We start from the raw sequence: 15,669 nt of genomic DNA on the forward strand, positions 1-15,669 counted from the left end.
ACAACTACATCTTACCATACCCCCCTAAGGTAATCAATGGTTTTATATAATGATTTAAAAATTTTTCTAAAACCTTTATTTTCTCTTTATTCCACGCATCAATTTTTATACCATCTGTCCATACCCCATATATGTATAAAGAAAAACCAAGCCAGTCAAATACTAGCTTGGTTTTTACGCTTTTGAAAAACGTTCAAAAACGGTCATTAATTCTTCAATTGCTTCGTCACCATTCCCGTTTTTAATAGCTCCTGAAACACAATGATTTGTATGATTCTTTAAGACGCCCATTCCTACTTTTTTCATCGCTGCATTGATCGCTGAAATTTGCACTAGAATATCAACACAATAACGATCATTTTCAATCATATTTTGAATTCCACGAACTTGTCCTTCAATTCTCTTCAATCTATTTATAATTTGCTCTTTTTCTTTTTCTGATCTATGCATAGCCGTTGTTTCCTGCTCTTTATGATCCATATTATCACCTTCTTAAAGTTTCTCTTCATCCAATAAAAACAAATACTTTTTACGAGTATACCAATTATAGCATTAAATATCTATGTAATGATACCCTATATGAGTATCTTATCTTTATATGATTATTCTTAACAAATACTTAGCTTCTCAATCCCAATTATCATTATACCCTTTCCCTTTTTCAAAAAAACAATGAAATCTCCCACTAAAACTCAATAAAAAAAGCCTCAATCATCACAAATTTGAATTGAGACTTTTTTTCTTTCTATTATATATACATCTATTGTTGATCACATAATTTTGTGTCATTAACTACAGAAGTTCCTTCAACGGTAACTGTATGAAAACAATCATTTACACGAACTGTAACAACATTATCTTGTCGATCAATAATATGATATTCATTAAATTCTTTATTTAGAGCACTACGAATTTGTTCTCCTTCATAAATTGGAATACCGTGTGATAAAACCCAAATAAGCCCAGCGATAGCAAGAATAGTTTTCATACGACCTACCTCCTTGAGAATAAAGTGAACTTTTAATCAGTGGTGTTTTCAGCCCTACTGATTATTAGTTGAATCAATTGGGCTATTATGCGGGATAAGTTCATTTCGTTTATAGTATGTTTATGCTAATTGTGACGGAATTGTGACAACTTTTTGTCTCTTTAGACGAAAAGTTGAAACAAAACTTTCAAAAAGGACAATTCTACTTACGTGAACAAAAAGGCTATGGAGAATTTCCTCCATAGCCTTTTTGTTGAATTTTATTAAACGACCATTTCACTATGCTTAATCTTAAGCGTTTCGATTTGAATTGTAGCATGTTCAATATGGAACTCCTGTTTTAACATAGTAATAATATTTTGAAGCACTTCTTGATCGTCCTGTTTTTTATCGATCATTACATGGACACTTAATGCATCTAATCCTGATGTAATTGTCCAAATGTGGAGATCGTGTATATCACGTACACCCTCTACTTCTTTAATAGCTTGCTTAACTTGTTCTATCTCAATTGAAACAGGTGTACCCTCCATAAGTATATGAATGGAATGTTTTGTTACTCCCCATGCACTCTTTAAAATTAATAGCGCTACAACCACTGAAATAATTGGATCTGCAATATACCATGAAAATAACGACATAAGTGCACCAGCTACTAACGCACCAACTGAACCTAAAGCATCTCCAAGAACATGTAAATATGCGCTACGTAAATTGACGTTATTTTTCACATCACCTTGTCTCATAAGAGCCCATGCACTAATTAAATTTGCTAGTAAACCAATTGATGCGATTAACATCATCGGACCACTTGCTACAGTTGGTGGTTCAAAAAACCTTCCAATCGCTTCCCACACGATAAGTCCAGCTACAACAAATAATGTAATACCATTAATTAATGCCGCCAATATTTCAAAACGATAATATCCATACGTTTTTGTAGAAGTAACAGTTCTAGCTGCTAATCCAATGGCAATTAAACTTAATAATAACGAACTCGTATCACTTAACATATGTCCTGAATCAGATAATAAGGCTAAACTATTTGTAACTAGTCCTCCAAAAAATTCAAGAAACATAATAATTGCCGTAATTACTAATGCCGTAATTAAACCTTTCTTATTCCCTTCTCTACTCTCTTCAAAATGATGATGTCCGTGGGAATGCCCGTGAGTATGCCCATGATGTTGGTGACCGTGATGATGTCCCATATAAATTCCTCCTTTTAATCTTGTTTTATCTTTAATAATTCTTCTATTGAATTTTCACTTTATTTATAAACGGCTCTTTTCTTACTTGAATTGAACTTGTTGGACAGCCGTCACTAGCTGCCAACATTGCTTTCAAGAAAATTTTGGGGATTCCCATTATTCCTTCATTGTTATCTAATACACCAAATGATTTTCCTTTTCCATCTAATTGATATATATCAGGAGCTACGGAAGCACATAATCCACATGACCCACAATTTTTTTTATTTACGACAGTATAATGTAACAATATAAATCACCTCCGATATCCACATACAATACATAGGTAGGGTATATTAAACCGTTTGTTTTATACCCATTTTCATTCTTAAATAATAATGACATATCGGTTTTAAATCGTTATCAAATTCATAAACTAATGGTGTTCCTGTTGGAATGTTTACATATTCTATATCTTCATCTGAAATTTGATCTAAATATTTTACTAAAGCTCTTATTGTATTTCCATGCGCTGCAATAATCACTTTTTTTCCATCTTTTAAATTAGGGGCTATTTCTTCATCCCAATATGAAACAACTCGTTTTTCTGTATCTTCTAGATTTTCTGTAAGGGGAAACTTATTATCTTTTAAATCTCTATACTTCGGATGTGCCGCTTCATATCTCTCATCATCTTTTGTAAGAGCTGGTGGGCGTACATTTGTTGAACGTCTCCATAAAGTTACTCTCTCATCACCATATTTTCTCGCTGTTTCTTCTTTATTTAATCCTTGAAGTGCACCGTAATGTCTCTCATTTAATTTCCATGTTTTATGAATAGGTATCCACATCAAATCCATTTCCTCAAGAGTAATCCACAAAGTACGCATCGCCCTTTTTAAAACAGATGTATATGCTATATCGAATGAGAATCCATTGGCTTTCAAAACCTCTCCAGCTTCTCTTGCTTCTCGAAGACCAGCATTTGATAAGTCTATATCTGTCCAGCCTGTAAACCGATTTTCAACATTCCATTCACTTTGTCCGTGTCTTATTAAAACGAGCTTAATCATACTTATTATCTCCTCTCCTTTTAAAATTGCATTTTCATAAAGAAATTTCTTTATGAAAATGCCTTACTACATATCGAATTCTTTATTTTTCATTTCACTACTATGACTAAACGCTAATTCAATTAATCCATTTACATGAGAATCATCTAATGAATAAAAAACAAGTTTTCCTTCTTTACGCTTTTTTGCTAATCCTATTGTTTGTAACAGTCTTAAATGATGCGAAGCCGTTGCAATACTACTATGAATAATACTGGCGACATCACGTACACAAAGTTCCTTTTCCGTATACAGTGCATACGCAATTTTTAATCGTGTTTCATCCGCGAGTGCCTTGAACATTTTCGCTACACTACTTATATTTTCTTTCTCCAACATGTCACTTGCATGCTTTACTTTTTGCTCATCGTGATAACAAAGTTCACAATGTTCTTCTTTCATAAGTAACACCTCTTATTCAAATATATATTTGATTATAAATGTAGTATACCTTATTAACCAAAAACATTCAAATGTTCATTTGAATGTTTTTGGTTAATACCTTAAATATGTTTATATAGCAAAGAGAATCCCACATAAAACATAGGATTCTTTTTATATTATTATTGATTTCTCCAAAATAAATTCCCTCTACAAATGACTAATATACCTTAATCCCTTACTTAAAGAAGTCGGCACAACAGATGCATGATTCTCTCCTTCAGCTTCATAAAACTTAAATCTTAACTTCTCATGTTTTAATTGGAGTAGACGCTCTGATAATTCATTTGCATCTACAACCATATGCTCTCGTTCTAAGGAACCAACTGTAAGGAATACTCCCGTTTCAACCTTAGCATTGTTTAATTGATTTATAAGATTCTCTTCTTTTTCAAGTACAGATTGGTTATTCCACCAAATAGACGGACTACTAATAAAATAATTTTGAAAGGCATTTACATTTGTAAATAGTATATGTAATGCAAATAATCCGCCTAGAGAATGTCCAAATAACGTTTGCTTCTCTTTATCAATTTCAAAATTATTTTCAATTTGTGGTTTCAATTCTTCTTCAATAAACGTAAAGAAGTTATGTGCCCCTCCTGTTTTAGGCCACGGTTTGCCATCTGGTTTTAAAGGAGCATCTTTTGAAATTACGGCAGGTGTAAAATCATAGCATCTTTCCTCTCCTGAAAATGCCCCTTCAATCGGATATCCAATACCAACTATAATAGCTGGTGAAACACCTGTTTTTTCTGCTCTAACTGATTGTATTTTAACCGCTTCATGGAATGTTTGAAAAAAGGCATTGCCATCTAATACGTATATGACAGGATATCCTGACTCTGGTGCTGGCTGCCTCGGCTTTGAAATATGAATTTGATATTCCTTACCTTCTAATTTTGAATATATTTTCCACTGTTCTGTATTAGATGTAATAATCTGCTGTTTTTCAATAGTAGTATTCATCTTATATCCCCCCTTTTAACTCGTTACATATATTTCTACTTTTTCTTCTTGAGATACAACGCTATCGTATCCGAAACAAACAGGAGACCCATTATACGGATCAATCATGACACGCGCATCAATATGAAATACTTCTTTTAATACTTCATTTGTAATGATTTCTTCTGGGCTACCAGTTGTAACAATTTCCCCTTCCTTCATTGCAATAATCTCATCTGAAAATCTAGCTGCATGGTTAATATCATGTAATACCATTACGACCGTACAATTATGTTCTTTATTTAATTTCTCCACGATTTGCAGTACATCTAATTGATGAGACATATCAAGGTATGTAGTTGGTTCATCTAGTAATAAGACTTCTGTCTGTTGTGCTAACGCCATTGCTAGCCAAACCTTTTGTCTTTGTCCACCTGATAAATTTGCAATTTGTCTCGTACGAAATGCTGACGTTTTAGTTACGTCTAATGCCCAATCAATCATTTCTTTATCTTTTGCCGTTAACTTATTCACGTTATTGCGATGTGGATAACGCCCATAAGAAATTAATTCTTCAACTTTAAGCTCTCCTGGAGCGATTGGATTTTGCGGAAGTAACGCTAATTGCTTTGCAATTTCTTTCGTTGGAATTGTATTTAAATCTTGTCCTTGTAAATACACTTTTCCGCTTTTTTGCTTTAAAATTCTTCCCATTGTTTTTAATAATGTCGATTTCCCACAACCATTTGGACCTATAATTGTCGTTACTTTTCCTTCTTGTATTTCCACATTTAAATCGCGGAATACGGTAAGCTTTTCATAACTTGTTTCTAAACTTTTTGCACTTAAAATACTCACTTTCATTCCCCCTCTTACGCTTTCGTCTTATAAAGTAGATATAAGAAATACGGTACACCGACAATTGAAATAACAATTCCAACCGGTAACTCTACAGGTGTGAATACTGTTTTTGCAATAAAGTCTGAAGCAATTACAAGAAACATTCCAATTACTCCGCACGTAGGAATTACATGCTTATGTTGTATACCGACAAGTCTTTTCGCTATATGCGGTGCCATTAGTCCAATAAAACCAATACTTCCTGAAACAGCAACGCATGCACTCACAAGCCCAATACTACTTAATAGTAAAATAGATTTCTCTCTTTCTACTGAAACACCTAGACTTGTAATACTCGTTTCTTCCAATTGAAATAAATCTAATAAATAAGCTTTCTTTTGTATAAGAGGAATTAATATAATAAGCCATGGCAACATAGCAACAATATACTTCCAGTTTGCACTATATATGCTTCCAGACACCCAAACTGCAGCCATTTCGAAATCCGTTGACTTCATTTTGAGTGATAAATACATAGAAAAGGCTCCAAATCCTGATCCAATTGCAATCCCTGTTAATAAAAGTCGCTGCGAGTCTAGCTTACCGTTTTTCCAAGAAAACAGATAAATTATTATCGCTGCACCTAATCCACCTATTAAGCCAAACATCGGCATCATCATAATAGAAACCCAGTCTGTGCTCTTTAATTGCCCTTGAAAGAAAAACATAAAAATTACGATTGCTGTACCTGCTCCGGCATTCACTCCTAAAATACCTGGGTCCGCCAAGCCATTTCTCGTAATTCCTTGAATAACGGCCCCCGCAACGCCTAAACCTAATCCTACTAATCCAGCAATTATAATGCGCGGAAGACGAAAATCAAAAATAACTAAATCATGCTCTGGTACTGGGTCTATTCTAAAGAGTGTTTTAAATACATCTGTAATCGTAATATCAAACGTACCATTCGTTAAACTAATATAAATAGCACATAGTATTAAAAATATACTAATCCCCATTGTCATTCCAAAACGTTGACTTGAACTTTTAAGCATGTCTCTCTCCTCCTCTTGTACGGATTAAATAAAGGAAGAATGGAATTCCAATTAAGGAAGTAACGACTCCAATTGGTGTTTCAAATGGATAGTTTACAAATCTACTTAAAACGTCACATAATGCTAAGAAAACTCCACCAATAACGCCTGCGCAAGGCAAAATCCACTTATAATCTACCCCAATTATAAAGCGCGTAATGTGTGGAATAATTAAACCTACAAAACCAACTTTCCCCACTAAAGCAACTGCTGTTCCTGTTAAAAAAATAACTGATAAAATTGCCATCGCTTTAACTAGTTTTGTACGCTGCCCTAGATTAATAGAAACTTCTTCTCCTAAAGAAAGAATGGTAATAGATTTTGATATTAAAAGTGCTAAAATTATACCAATTATCCCAAATGGTATCGTGATTTTAATGATATTAGGGTCCACTTGATCTAACTTTGCATTAAACCAAAAACTAACATTTTGAGAAATTTGGAAATACGAAGCCATCGCGGCTGATAAACTACTTAAAAATGTTCCAATAACCGTTCCTATAATCGCTAACCTAACAGGTGATAAGCCATTTTGAAGGAGTGAACCAAAACCAAACACTATACCTGCCCCGAGCGCTGAGCCAATCATTGAACATAAAACCATACCGATTGATGACATTCCCGGAAGAAAAATCATACAAAGTGTAATAACAAAGGCTGCACCATCCGTCACACCCATAATAGAAGGGGATGCAAGATAGTTTCTTGTCATCCCCTGCATAAGTGCTCCTGATATGGCTAGAAATGCTCCGACTAAAAGAGCTGCAACTACCCTTGGTAAACGTGAAGTAATAATAATATTATGATTTACATCGCTTGAATCAAAATGAAATAAAGCATTCCACACTGTTTCAGCATCAATGTTTTTCGCCCCATATAAAACAGAAAGTATAACTGTAAATAAAATCAATATGGGCGCTATACATAAAATGGTTACTGGTACCGCATTCGTTTTCTGCATATCATTCAACGCACCTTACTTATTGTATTATTTAGATAAATTTTTCACTGCTTCTTTTAAGAATGCTGTTTTACTCCAAGCTGTGCCACCTTGTGCCATTGGATCTACAACGTTTACAAATACTTTCTTTTCTTTTGCAGCATTCATACTTTGCCAAATTGGATTGCTTTCAATTTCTTCTAGCACTTTCGGGTTTTTATTTTCACTTTCCTCATATTGTAAGAAAATATAATCTGGGTTAAGTTCAGCAAGTTTTTCAAATGAAATTTTCTCTTGTGCTTTTACAGTTTTAAGTTGTTCTGGAGCAGTTAGTCCAAGATCTTTATAAATTACAGGGTTGAAGTATACTCCTTCTGGATATAGGAATAATTCATTTGCTCTTAGTCTAATTACAAGTACTTTTTTGTCTTTTAACTTATCTCCTAATTTTGCTTTTGCTTTTTCAGCGTCCGCATTGTAATCTTTAATAATTTTTTCTGCTTTATCTTTTTTACCAGTTAATTCTCCCATTAACTTTAAGTTATCTTCCCAATCTGTTGAAACGTGTGATACCGGGAACGTCGGAGCTACTTTCGTAAACTTTTCAGCTGTTTCTGCTGGGAATTTCGTACTAGATGTAATAACATCCGGTTTTAATTGAAGTAATGTTTCAAAATTAGGTTGCATTTTTTCACCCACAGATTTTGCACCCTCTAATTCTTTTTCAAGATACTTTGGTAATTTACCACCTACAGTAATTGCACCGACTGGTTTAATTCCAAGTACTGCTGCATCTTCCATCGACTCTAAACTAGCTGTCGCAATTTTATCTACTTTTGCTGGTACTGTATATTCTTTACCTAAATATGTAATTTTTCGTTTTTCATCTTTTTTTGTTTCCGTAGCTTTTGTCTGTTGCTTTTGTTCCCCTGAAGTTTTATCCGTACTATTACATGCTGCTAAACCTACACTTAAAACTGTAACCATCCCTAATGTAAATAACTTCTTGTTCATCTTTATATATCTCCTCTCAAAACTTGTAAATAGATTATTTTCATATGAAAACTTAACTACATGAAACTTGTCCCAAACATATATTTCATTAGATTAATAATTTTATCCGGAACTCATTCTCATTCACTTCCCCTAAACTATAATTCTTTTACACCTCACCCATTGATAATCTTTCCTAGTGATAATGATTATCGTTACTAAGTATATATTTAATATGCAATTATTTCAAGAATGATTTGAAAAATTCCAACAAACTGAATTAAAAAAGAAGTATCCTCCTAATATTAGGGAGATACTTCTTTTTTTAGAAATTTATATGTAATTCAACTGGACAATGGTCTGATCCCATCACTTCACTATTAATTTTCGCATCGGTAATTTTATGTTTTAGCCTTTCAGAAGTTACAAAATAATCTAAGCGCCATCCGATATTTTTCGCTCTTGCTCCCATACGGTATGACCACCATGAATATGCTCCTTCTTGATCAGGGTATAAAAAGCGATATGTATCAACAAAGCCTTCTTCTAAAATATTTGTAAACTTCTCTCTTTCTTCATCCGAAAAACCAGGATTTTTTCGATTACTTTTCGGATTTTTTAAATCTATTTCTTTATGGGCAACATTTAAGTCTCCACAAAAAATAACTGGTTTCTTTTCATCTAATCGCTTAATATAGGCCCTGAAATCATCTTCCCATTCCATTCTGTAATCTAAACGCTCTAATCCTCGTTTTGAGTTTGGCGTATATAACGTTATGATGTAAAAATCTTCGAATTCTAAAGTAATAACTCTTCCTTCTTGATCATGCTCTTCAATACCTAAACCATATGTAACAGCAATCGGTTCTTTTCTCGTAAAAATAGCCGTTCCTGAATATCCTTTTTTCACAGCATAATTCCAATATGTATAATATCCATCTAGATTTAAATCAATTTGTCCACTTTGTAATTTAATCTCTTGTAAACAAAATATATCTGCACTGGATTCTTCGAGATACTCTAAAAATCCACCCTTTGCAATAACTGCTCGCAAACCATTTACATTCCATGAAATTAACTTCACTTATAGTCCTCCTCTTGATGTTCACTTCCAAATTTCATGCTATCACAAAATAGAAAAAGAATCATATTTTCATCTTTGTAATCTTGCTCTTACATTTGTGAATACGTACATACGCACATGATTCAGGTTATACTAATTTCAGAGGTGATGATTTTTGCATAATGAAGGGTTTTCGTTAACAAATGAGTATTGGCAAGCAATTATTCATAATGATTCTTCATATGATAACAAGTTCTTTTATGCTGTGAAATCAACCGGGATCTTTTGCCGACCATCGTGTAAATCGAGAATACCGAATAAAAACAACGTACGAATTTTTCTAAATGCAGAGCAAGCACTGCATGAACACTTTCGTCCGTGCAAACGTTGTAAACCAAATGGGATAATTTTACCTAATGAAGAGTGGGTAGAACAAATTAAAGACTATATCGAAAAACATTATGACGAAGCACTAACTCTCGGCCTACTTGCAGAAATGTGCCACGGTAGCCCTTTTCATTTACAACGCACTTTCAAAAGACTGATAGGAATAAGTCCCATAGAATATATACAGCAATTTAGGATTGTTAAAGCGGCAGAATATCTTTCACATACAAATCAATCCGTTAAGGAAATTAGTACTGCTGTCGGGATAGAAAACACGGAGTATTTCGCAACTTTATTTAAAAAGAAAACCGGATTTACTCCTACTGAATATCGAAAAAAGAACGAAATGAAAGAGGGATACAATAATGAATTCCTATAAAAATAAATCTATATATTGGACGCTAATTACACATAAAAATTGGCGCTTGCATATTGCTGCAACTGAAAATGGACTATGTTTCATTGGATCTCAAGACGAAAACTTTGAAGAACTAAATTTGTGGGCTAGAAAAAAACTGCCACAACATATATTGACTCGCAATCCAGATTACCTGCAAACATATACAAAAGAAGTTATCGAGTATTTAGAAAACAAGCGAGAAACTTTCACATTGCCTATTGATGCTTACGGAACTGAATTTCAATTATCTGTTTGGAATACGGTACGTGAAATTCCTTACGGAAAAACATATTCTTATTCAGAAATTGCAGAAAGAATTCAAAAACCTACAGCTGTACGTGCCGTTGCTTCTGCTATTGCTGCCAACCCACTTCTTATTACAATTCCTTGCCATCGCGTTATAGGAAAAGATGGCAAACTAACTGGTTTTAGAGGCGGATTAGAAATGAAGAAAGAATTGCTTACATTAGAAAAGTTACCGGTGAAATTCATATGACAGCAGAATATAATAGCACATTGACTTTAGCAGTTCCGAAAGAATTTAGTTTCCAAGAAAATTTACGCTATCTATCACGTTCTAAAAATGAATGTATGTTTCACATTGAAGATAACAAAATTTATAAAGTCATCCCTGTTCAAGATGTAAATCCTTTTGTTGAAATTAGTATAAATACTGATGGCAATATTCAAATGCGTTTTTTAGGAGAATCATATATCTCTAAAAAATGGATATGCGATGCTATAGCTAACTATGTAAAAGAGTGGTTTGATTTAACTACGGATTTAGCTCCCTTTTATAAATTAGCAAAACATGACCCACTCCTTCAAGGTCCTATTCGAGAGTATTATGGGCTTCGCACATTAGGTATTCCAGATTTATTTGAAGCACTTTCCTGGGGAATTATTGGTCAACAAATTAACCTCACATATGCCTATACTCTAAAAAGAAGATTAGTCGAAAACTTTGGCACTTATGTAGAATGGAACGATAGAAAACATTGGATATTCCCCTCACCTGAAGTAATAGCAAATCTAAGTGTAGAAGATCTCGCATTATTAAAAATGACTACAAGAAAATGTGAATACTTAATTGACATCGCACAGCTCATTACAGAAGGTAAATTATCAAAAGAATCTCTATTAGAAATACAAGATGTGAGGCTAGCTGAAAAACAATTAACTAGCATTCGCGGTATAGGTCCATGGACTGCTCACTATGTTTTGATGCGTTGTTTACGATTCCCTTCAGCCTTTCCAATTGATGATGTCGGCCTGCATAATGCTATCAAATTTATTACAGGCTCCGAAAAGAAACCGACTAAAAATGAAATAAAAGAATTTGCAGCAAATTGGACAAGTTGGGAGTCTTACGCGACTTTTTATTTGTGGCGGGTGCTATATTAAAATTTCCTAATAAAAAACAGATAGGAAAACCTATCTATTTTTTCACATGTAAAAACTTCACACATACTGGTTCTGGAACATTTATGCCCGTCTGTACAAGCGTTAACTTACCTGTAAATTCATTCCTAGTAAATAAAGTCAATGTATTAGATTTTTCATTCGCAGCAATTAAAAATCTTTCGGTCGGATCTAAAGAAAAGTCACGTGGCCAATCTCCTTCTGTCGATACTGTTTCAACAAAAGTTAGCTCCCCATTATGCTCGTTCACTCGAAAAACTACGATACTATTATGTCCTCTGTTTGCTGCGTAAACGAATTTGCCATCAGAAGAAATATAAATTGCACTTCCATAACTCTCTTCACTATACTCTTCAGGTAATGTCGAAATGTATTGTTTTTCTTTAAAACTGCCACTCTGTGCATCATATTGCAGTACAATAATTTCTGAACTTAGTTCCGTCATAACGTATGCAAGATGTTTATTGGGATGGAATACAAGATGTCTCGGACCGCTACCAGGTTTAACAGATAAACAAGCAGCTTCCATTAATCCTCCATCACTTTCTTTATATGTAATCACCTTGTCTATTCCTAAATCAACTGCTACTACATATTTTTCATCAGGAGTGAAATTCGCATAATGAGCATGTGCCTTTTCCTGTCTTTCCTTATTCAGTCCTGAACCTTTATGTTCTACAATTGTCGTAGCAGTATTTATACTTCCACTACCCTTTTTCACTATATAAGATTCAACTGTTCCTTTATGATAATTCGCTGCTACTACTATACTATTCTCCCGATTCACACTTACATAGCACGGCGATGCCCCTTCGAAAACTTGCATATTAATCGAATTTAGATTACCGGATTTATTATGAATGGAAAAACTAGCAATTCCACCTAATCCATTATCTTTCGCAACAGAATAAAGGTACTCGTTGTCATGACTAATCGTTACATATGTCGGACTTCCTATATGAGCTGCTAATTCAATCCCTTTAATTTTTCCAATGTTCGTATCAAGTATAAATTTATAAATCCCCTTACTATCCACCTTTGTATATGTCCCTATATAACCATGATACTGATTTTCACTCATAACATTTCCCCCTTTTACACATGTCTTGTAAACAAGTTTCACCTTGTATTTTTACTATAGAAAAGAACCAAGTAGTACTTCATGACTACTTGGTTCTCTTTTTAAGCTTGCTCTTCAAATCGTCTTGCGATTTCTACAATAACTTGAACAGCTTTTTCCATAGTATCTACCGAAACATATTCAAATTTACCATGGTAGTTTTCACCGCCAGTAAAAATGTTTGGTGTTGGTAATCCCATATATGATAATTGAGATCCATCTGTCCCGCCGCGAATTGGATGAATATTCGGTTCAATATTTAAACTTTTCATTGCCTCATACGCAATATCAACAATTTCTCTCACCGGTTCAATTTTTTCAAGCATATTATAATACTGATCATTCATCTCTAAAACAATTGCATCTTCGCCGTACTTTTCTTGCATGTTTTTCACAATATCTTGGATGTTATTTTTACGCGCTTCAAAATGATTACGATCAAAATCTCGAATAATATAATAAGCTTTACTTTGTTCAACATCACCATTTAAAGAAAGTAAATGATAAAACCCTTCATATCCTTCAGTATATTCTGGCGCTTCTTCTACTGGCAAGTATCTATCAAATTCCATAGCGAGTTTACTTGCGTTGCGCATTTTGTTTTTCGCTGTTCCAGGATGTGTATTTGTCCCTTTAAAAGTTAACTTAGCGCTTGCAGCGTTAAAACTTTCATATTCTAAACCACCTAATGGCCCTCCGTCCATCGTATAGGCAAAGGATGCACCAAACGCTTCTACATCAAAATGCGATGGTCCACGGCCAATTTCTTCATCAGGTGTGAACGCTACTCTTATTTTCCCGTGTTTAATTTGCGGATTATGTATTAAATAATTCATTGCCACCATAATTTCTGTAAGACCAGCTTTATCATCTGCCCCAAGAAGTGTTGTACCATCAGTTGTAATAATTGTATGTCCTTTATATGATGGTAGTTCCGGGAACTGTTCTGGCGTTAGTACAACGTTTAACTCTTCATTTAACGTAATTGCTTTCCCATCAAAATTTTCATGAATTTGTGGTTTTACGTTTTTCCCTGTAAAGTCTGTCGCTGTGTCTAAATGTGCTAAAAAGCCGATTACAGGAACATCTTTATCTGTATTTGCAGGAAGTGTTGCCATTACATAACCATTACCATCCATCGTCACTTCTGATAATCCAATCTCTTTTAACTCTTCTACTAATAACTTACCAAATTCAATCTGTCCTGGTGTTGTTGGCACTGTATGACTTTCTTCATTTGATTGTGTATCAATCTTCACATATCTCGTAAATCTTTCAATAAGTTCTTGTTTCAAATTCGTTCACTCCTTTTTATATTTCTTTCTCTAGTATAATCCTTAAAACGAAATATTTTAACTTTTTTGACTGTGAAGGTGTATATTTCATGTACATTGTTAACACTTTAAAAAAAACATAAAAATACATAATATTTGTACATTAAAATTCTAACATGTAATATACATAATTATATAATGGGAGGTTTAAAAGATGAGACTAACTCTCTTTCGCTATTTTCTTTTTTTCTTAGGATTAATTTTCTTTGGGCTCGGAAACGCTCTTGCAGTCAAAGTTAAATTCCTCGGGTTACATCCTTGGGAAGTTTTAAATATGGCTCTCTATGAACGATTCGGATGGACACTTGGTACTTGGAGTGTTATATGCGGGTTATGCCTCGTACTTATTTCTTTACTAGTAGATCCAAAATATATAAACGTAGGCACATTTTTAAATGCATTGCTTATCGGCCCTATTATGGACTTTTTCTTACAATCAAACATCCTTCCAAACGCTACTGATTATTTATGGATAAATTTATTCATTTTGTTTTCTGGTATTGTAATTACAGGTATTGGGGGCGGTATGTACGTTGCGGCTGGAATTGGTGCTGGACCTCGTGACGGATTCATGCTTACTATTTCTGACAAAACTGGACTGTCTATTAGCCGGGCTCGAATCATTGTAGAATGCGTGGTATTAGTCATTGGATACATACTAGGAGGTCCTGTTTTTATCGTAACTTTCCTATACACTTTTATTCAAAGTCCGATATTCCAGCACTCATTTAAGATATTTCAAACACTCTTACATACTTTATATAACAAAAATAAAGAGCAAATTAGTGAAAATATATAAAACTCAACTTAATACAAATTACTCTTCCTGTTAACTTTCTTGCAAATAATACACCCTATTTACGATTCCCACCGCAAATAGGGTGTTTCTTTTTTCATCCGATAATATATATTTAATTAAACATCAAGAGCATATACTACTCATTCACAATAAAAGTATATACATCATTATAAATACAACCATTGACCCTAATAACATACTTCCCAGGCTCACTAAAACTAATTGTGTATTTGTCCAACTGAATTTCCTCCTTATTTCCAGAAAGAACGTCGATGCTTCTACCACTCAATAAATAAGATTCACTTTGATTCAGCGCTACATTAATAGCATTGAACTTCTCCTCTTTCACTTGCGTTGTTTCTGCAGCGCTTACACTTGGTTCTAAAAAAAGTAATCCACTTAATCCAATTGAACCCGCTAGAGCTACTCCTGCAAATTTTTTCATTTTTTTCATCACAATGGCCTCCTTATAATTTTAGTGTCAAGGCGATGTCCCCCCTACACCACAAAGCCTATATGTTAGGAAATGAAAAGTAAACGTGTACAGTAAGACAAAATTCTACATTTTTCTCTCCTATATGAATATAAATCCAGCGTT

Annotated in this window: 19 protein-coding genes; 4 read left to right on the forward strand and 15 right to left on the reverse strand. The window is 33.9% G+C overall.

Features of this window, described 5'->3' with window-relative positions:
• Nucleotides 1-174 precede the first annotated feature (174 nt).
• The 12 genes from MHB76_RS17400 to MHB76_RS17455 all read right to left on the reverse strand — a co-directional run bounded on the left by MHB76_RS17400 (nucleotide 175) and on the right by MHB76_RS17455 (nucleotide 9,630).
• Complete coding sequence (locus MHB76_RS17400) at nucleotides 175-480, reverse strand: metal-sensing transcriptional repressor (protein WP_002160817.1); 306 nt, start codon at nucleotides 478-480, stop codon at nucleotides 175-177.
• A 280-nt stretch (nucleotides 481-760) separates the two neighbouring features.
• Nucleotides 761-988, reverse strand: a complete 228-nt coding sequence (locus tag MHB76_RS17405; protein WP_002160816.1) for a hypothetical protein — start codon at nucleotides 986-988, stop codon at nucleotides 761-763.
• A gap of 263 nt (nucleotides 989-1,251) precedes the next feature.
• Nucleotides 1,252-2,199, reverse strand: coding sequence for a cation diffusion facilitator family transporter (locus MHB76_RS17410; protein WP_002111281.1), 948 nt, complete (start codon nucleotides 2,197-2,199; stop codon nucleotides 1,252-1,254).
• 43 nt (nucleotides 2,200-2,242) lie between these two features.
• Nucleotides 2,243-2,488 carry a ferredoxin gene (locus MHB76_RS17415; RefSeq protein WP_002160814.1) on the reverse strand — a complete coding sequence of 82 codons (246 nt, stop codon included), beginning with the start codon at nucleotides 2,486-2,488 and terminating at the stop codon, nucleotides 2,243-2,245.
• Nucleotides 2,489-2,534: 46 nt separating this feature from the next.
• The gene (gene gpmA, locus MHB76_RS17420) at nucleotides 2,535-3,251 is read right to left on the reverse strand and encodes a 2,3-diphosphoglycerate-dependent phosphoglycerate mutase (RefSeq protein ID WP_002160813.1); all 717 of its coding nucleotides are present in this window, start codon (nucleotides 3,249-3,251) and stop codon (nucleotides 2,535-2,537) included.
• Between the two features lie 66 nt (nucleotides 3,252-3,317).
• Complete coding sequence (locus MHB76_RS17425; RefSeq protein ID WP_002111285.1) at nucleotides 3,318-3,692, reverse strand: ArsR/SmtB family transcription factor; 375 nt, start codon at nucleotides 3,690-3,692, stop codon at nucleotides 3,318-3,320.
• Nucleotides 3,693-3,881: 189 nt separating this feature from the next.
• Nucleotides 3,882-4,700 (reverse strand): alpha/beta hydrolase, encoded by an 819-nt coding sequence (locus MHB76_RS17430; protein WP_002199592.1) that lies wholly within the window; start codon nucleotides 4,698-4,700, stop codon nucleotides 3,882-3,884.
• Nucleotides 4,701-4,715: 15 nt separating this feature from the next.
• The gene (locus tag MHB76_RS17435) at nucleotides 4,716-5,537 is read right to left on the reverse strand and encodes an ABC transporter ATP-binding protein (protein WP_002111287.1); all 822 of its coding nucleotides are present in this window, start codon (nucleotides 5,535-5,537) and stop codon (nucleotides 4,716-4,718) included.
• Nucleotides 5,538-5,551: 14 nt separating this feature from the next.
• Nucleotides 5,552-6,574, reverse strand: a complete 1,023-nt coding sequence (locus MHB76_RS17440) for a FecCD family ABC transporter permease (protein ID WP_078172976.1) — start codon at nucleotides 6,572-6,574, stop codon at nucleotides 5,552-5,554.
• Nucleotides 6,567-7,574: a FecCD family ABC transporter permease gene (locus tag MHB76_RS17445; protein WP_078172975.1), complete on the reverse strand. Its 1,008-nt coding sequence runs from the start codon at nucleotides 7,572-7,574 to the stop codon at nucleotides 6,567-6,569. Before MHB76_RS17445 ends, MHB76_RS17440 begins: the two co-directional genes overlap by 8 nt.
• A gap of 27 nt (nucleotides 7,575-7,601) precedes the next feature.
• The gene (locus MHB76_RS17450; RefSeq protein WP_078172974.1) at nucleotides 7,602-8,567 is read right to left on the reverse strand and encodes an iron-hydroxamate ABC transporter substrate-binding protein; all 966 of its coding nucleotides are present in this window, start codon (nucleotides 8,565-8,567) and stop codon (nucleotides 7,602-7,604) included.
• A 304-nt stretch (nucleotides 8,568-8,871) separates the two neighbouring features.
• Entirely contained in the window at nucleotides 8,872-9,630 is a 759-nt protein-coding gene (locus MHB76_RS17455; protein ID WP_078172973.1) for an exodeoxyribonuclease III, read from the reverse strand.
• A 154-nt stretch (nucleotides 9,631-9,784) separates the two neighbouring features.
• On the opposite strand from MHB76_RS17455, the gene MHB76_RS17460 reads away from it, so the two are divergent.
• Genes MHB76_RS17460 through MHB76_RS17470 form a run of 3 tightly spaced genes read left to right on the forward strand, consistent with a single transcriptional unit; the run spans nucleotide 9,785 to nucleotide 11,800 of the window.
• Nucleotides 9,785-10,375, forward strand: a complete 591-nt coding sequence (locus tag MHB76_RS17460; protein WP_078172972.1) for a bifunctional transcriptional activator/DNA repair enzyme AdaA — start codon at nucleotides 9,785-9,787, stop codon at nucleotides 10,373-10,375.
• Nucleotides 10,362-10,892: a methylated-DNA--[protein]-cysteine S-methyltransferase gene (locus MHB76_RS17465; protein WP_078172971.1), complete on the forward strand. Its 531-nt coding sequence runs from the start codon at nucleotides 10,362-10,364 to the stop codon at nucleotides 10,890-10,892. The genes MHB76_RS17460 and MHB76_RS17465 overlap by 14 nt, the downstream gene beginning before the upstream one ends.
• A complete protein-coding gene (locus MHB76_RS17470) occupies nucleotides 10,889-11,800 on the forward strand; it encodes a DNA-3-methyladenine glycosylase family protein (RefSeq protein WP_078172970.1) in 912 nt (303 codons plus the stop codon). The genes MHB76_RS17465 and MHB76_RS17470 overlap by 4 nt, the downstream gene beginning before the upstream one ends.
• 34 nt (nucleotides 11,801-11,834) lie before the next feature.
• Here the strand turns inward: MHB76_RS17470 and MHB76_RS17475 are convergent, their stop codons facing one another.
• Both MHB76_RS17475 and pepT read right to left on the reverse strand, forming a co-directional pair.
• On the reverse strand, nucleotides 11,835-12,899 hold the full coding sequence (locus MHB76_RS17475) for a lactonase family protein (protein ID WP_078172969.1): 1,065 nt from the start codon (nucleotides 12,897-12,899) through the stop codon (nucleotides 11,835-11,837).
• Nucleotides 12,900-13,000: 101 nt separating this feature from the next.
• Complete coding sequence (gene pepT, locus MHB76_RS17480) at nucleotides 13,001-14,233, reverse strand: peptidase T (RefSeq protein WP_078172968.1); 1,233 nt, start codon at nucleotides 14,231-14,233, stop codon at nucleotides 13,001-13,003.
• A 193-nt stretch (nucleotides 14,234-14,426) separates the two neighbouring features.
• Here pepT and MHB76_RS17485 point away from each other — a divergent pair, with 193 nt between their 5' ends.
• Nucleotides 14,427-15,071: a YczE/YyaS/YitT family protein gene (locus tag MHB76_RS17485; RefSeq protein WP_078172967.1), complete on the forward strand. Its 645-nt coding sequence runs from the start codon at nucleotides 14,427-14,429 to the stop codon at nucleotides 15,069-15,071.
• Nucleotides 15,072-15,207: 136 nt separating this feature from the next.
• Here the strand turns inward: MHB76_RS17485 and MHB76_RS17490 are convergent, their stop codons facing one another.
• Nucleotides 15,208-15,525: a hypothetical protein gene (locus MHB76_RS17490; protein WP_078172966.1), complete on the reverse strand. Its 318-nt coding sequence runs from the start codon at nucleotides 15,523-15,525 to the stop codon at nucleotides 15,208-15,210.
• Nucleotides 15,526-15,669: the final 144 nt, after the last annotated feature.

The sequence above is a fragment of the Bacillus sp. FSL M7-1345 genome, assembly GCF_038006985.1.
Classification (GTDB): domain Bacteria; phylum Bacillota; class Bacilli; order Bacillales; family Bacillaceae_G; genus Bacillus_A; species Bacillus_A cereus_U.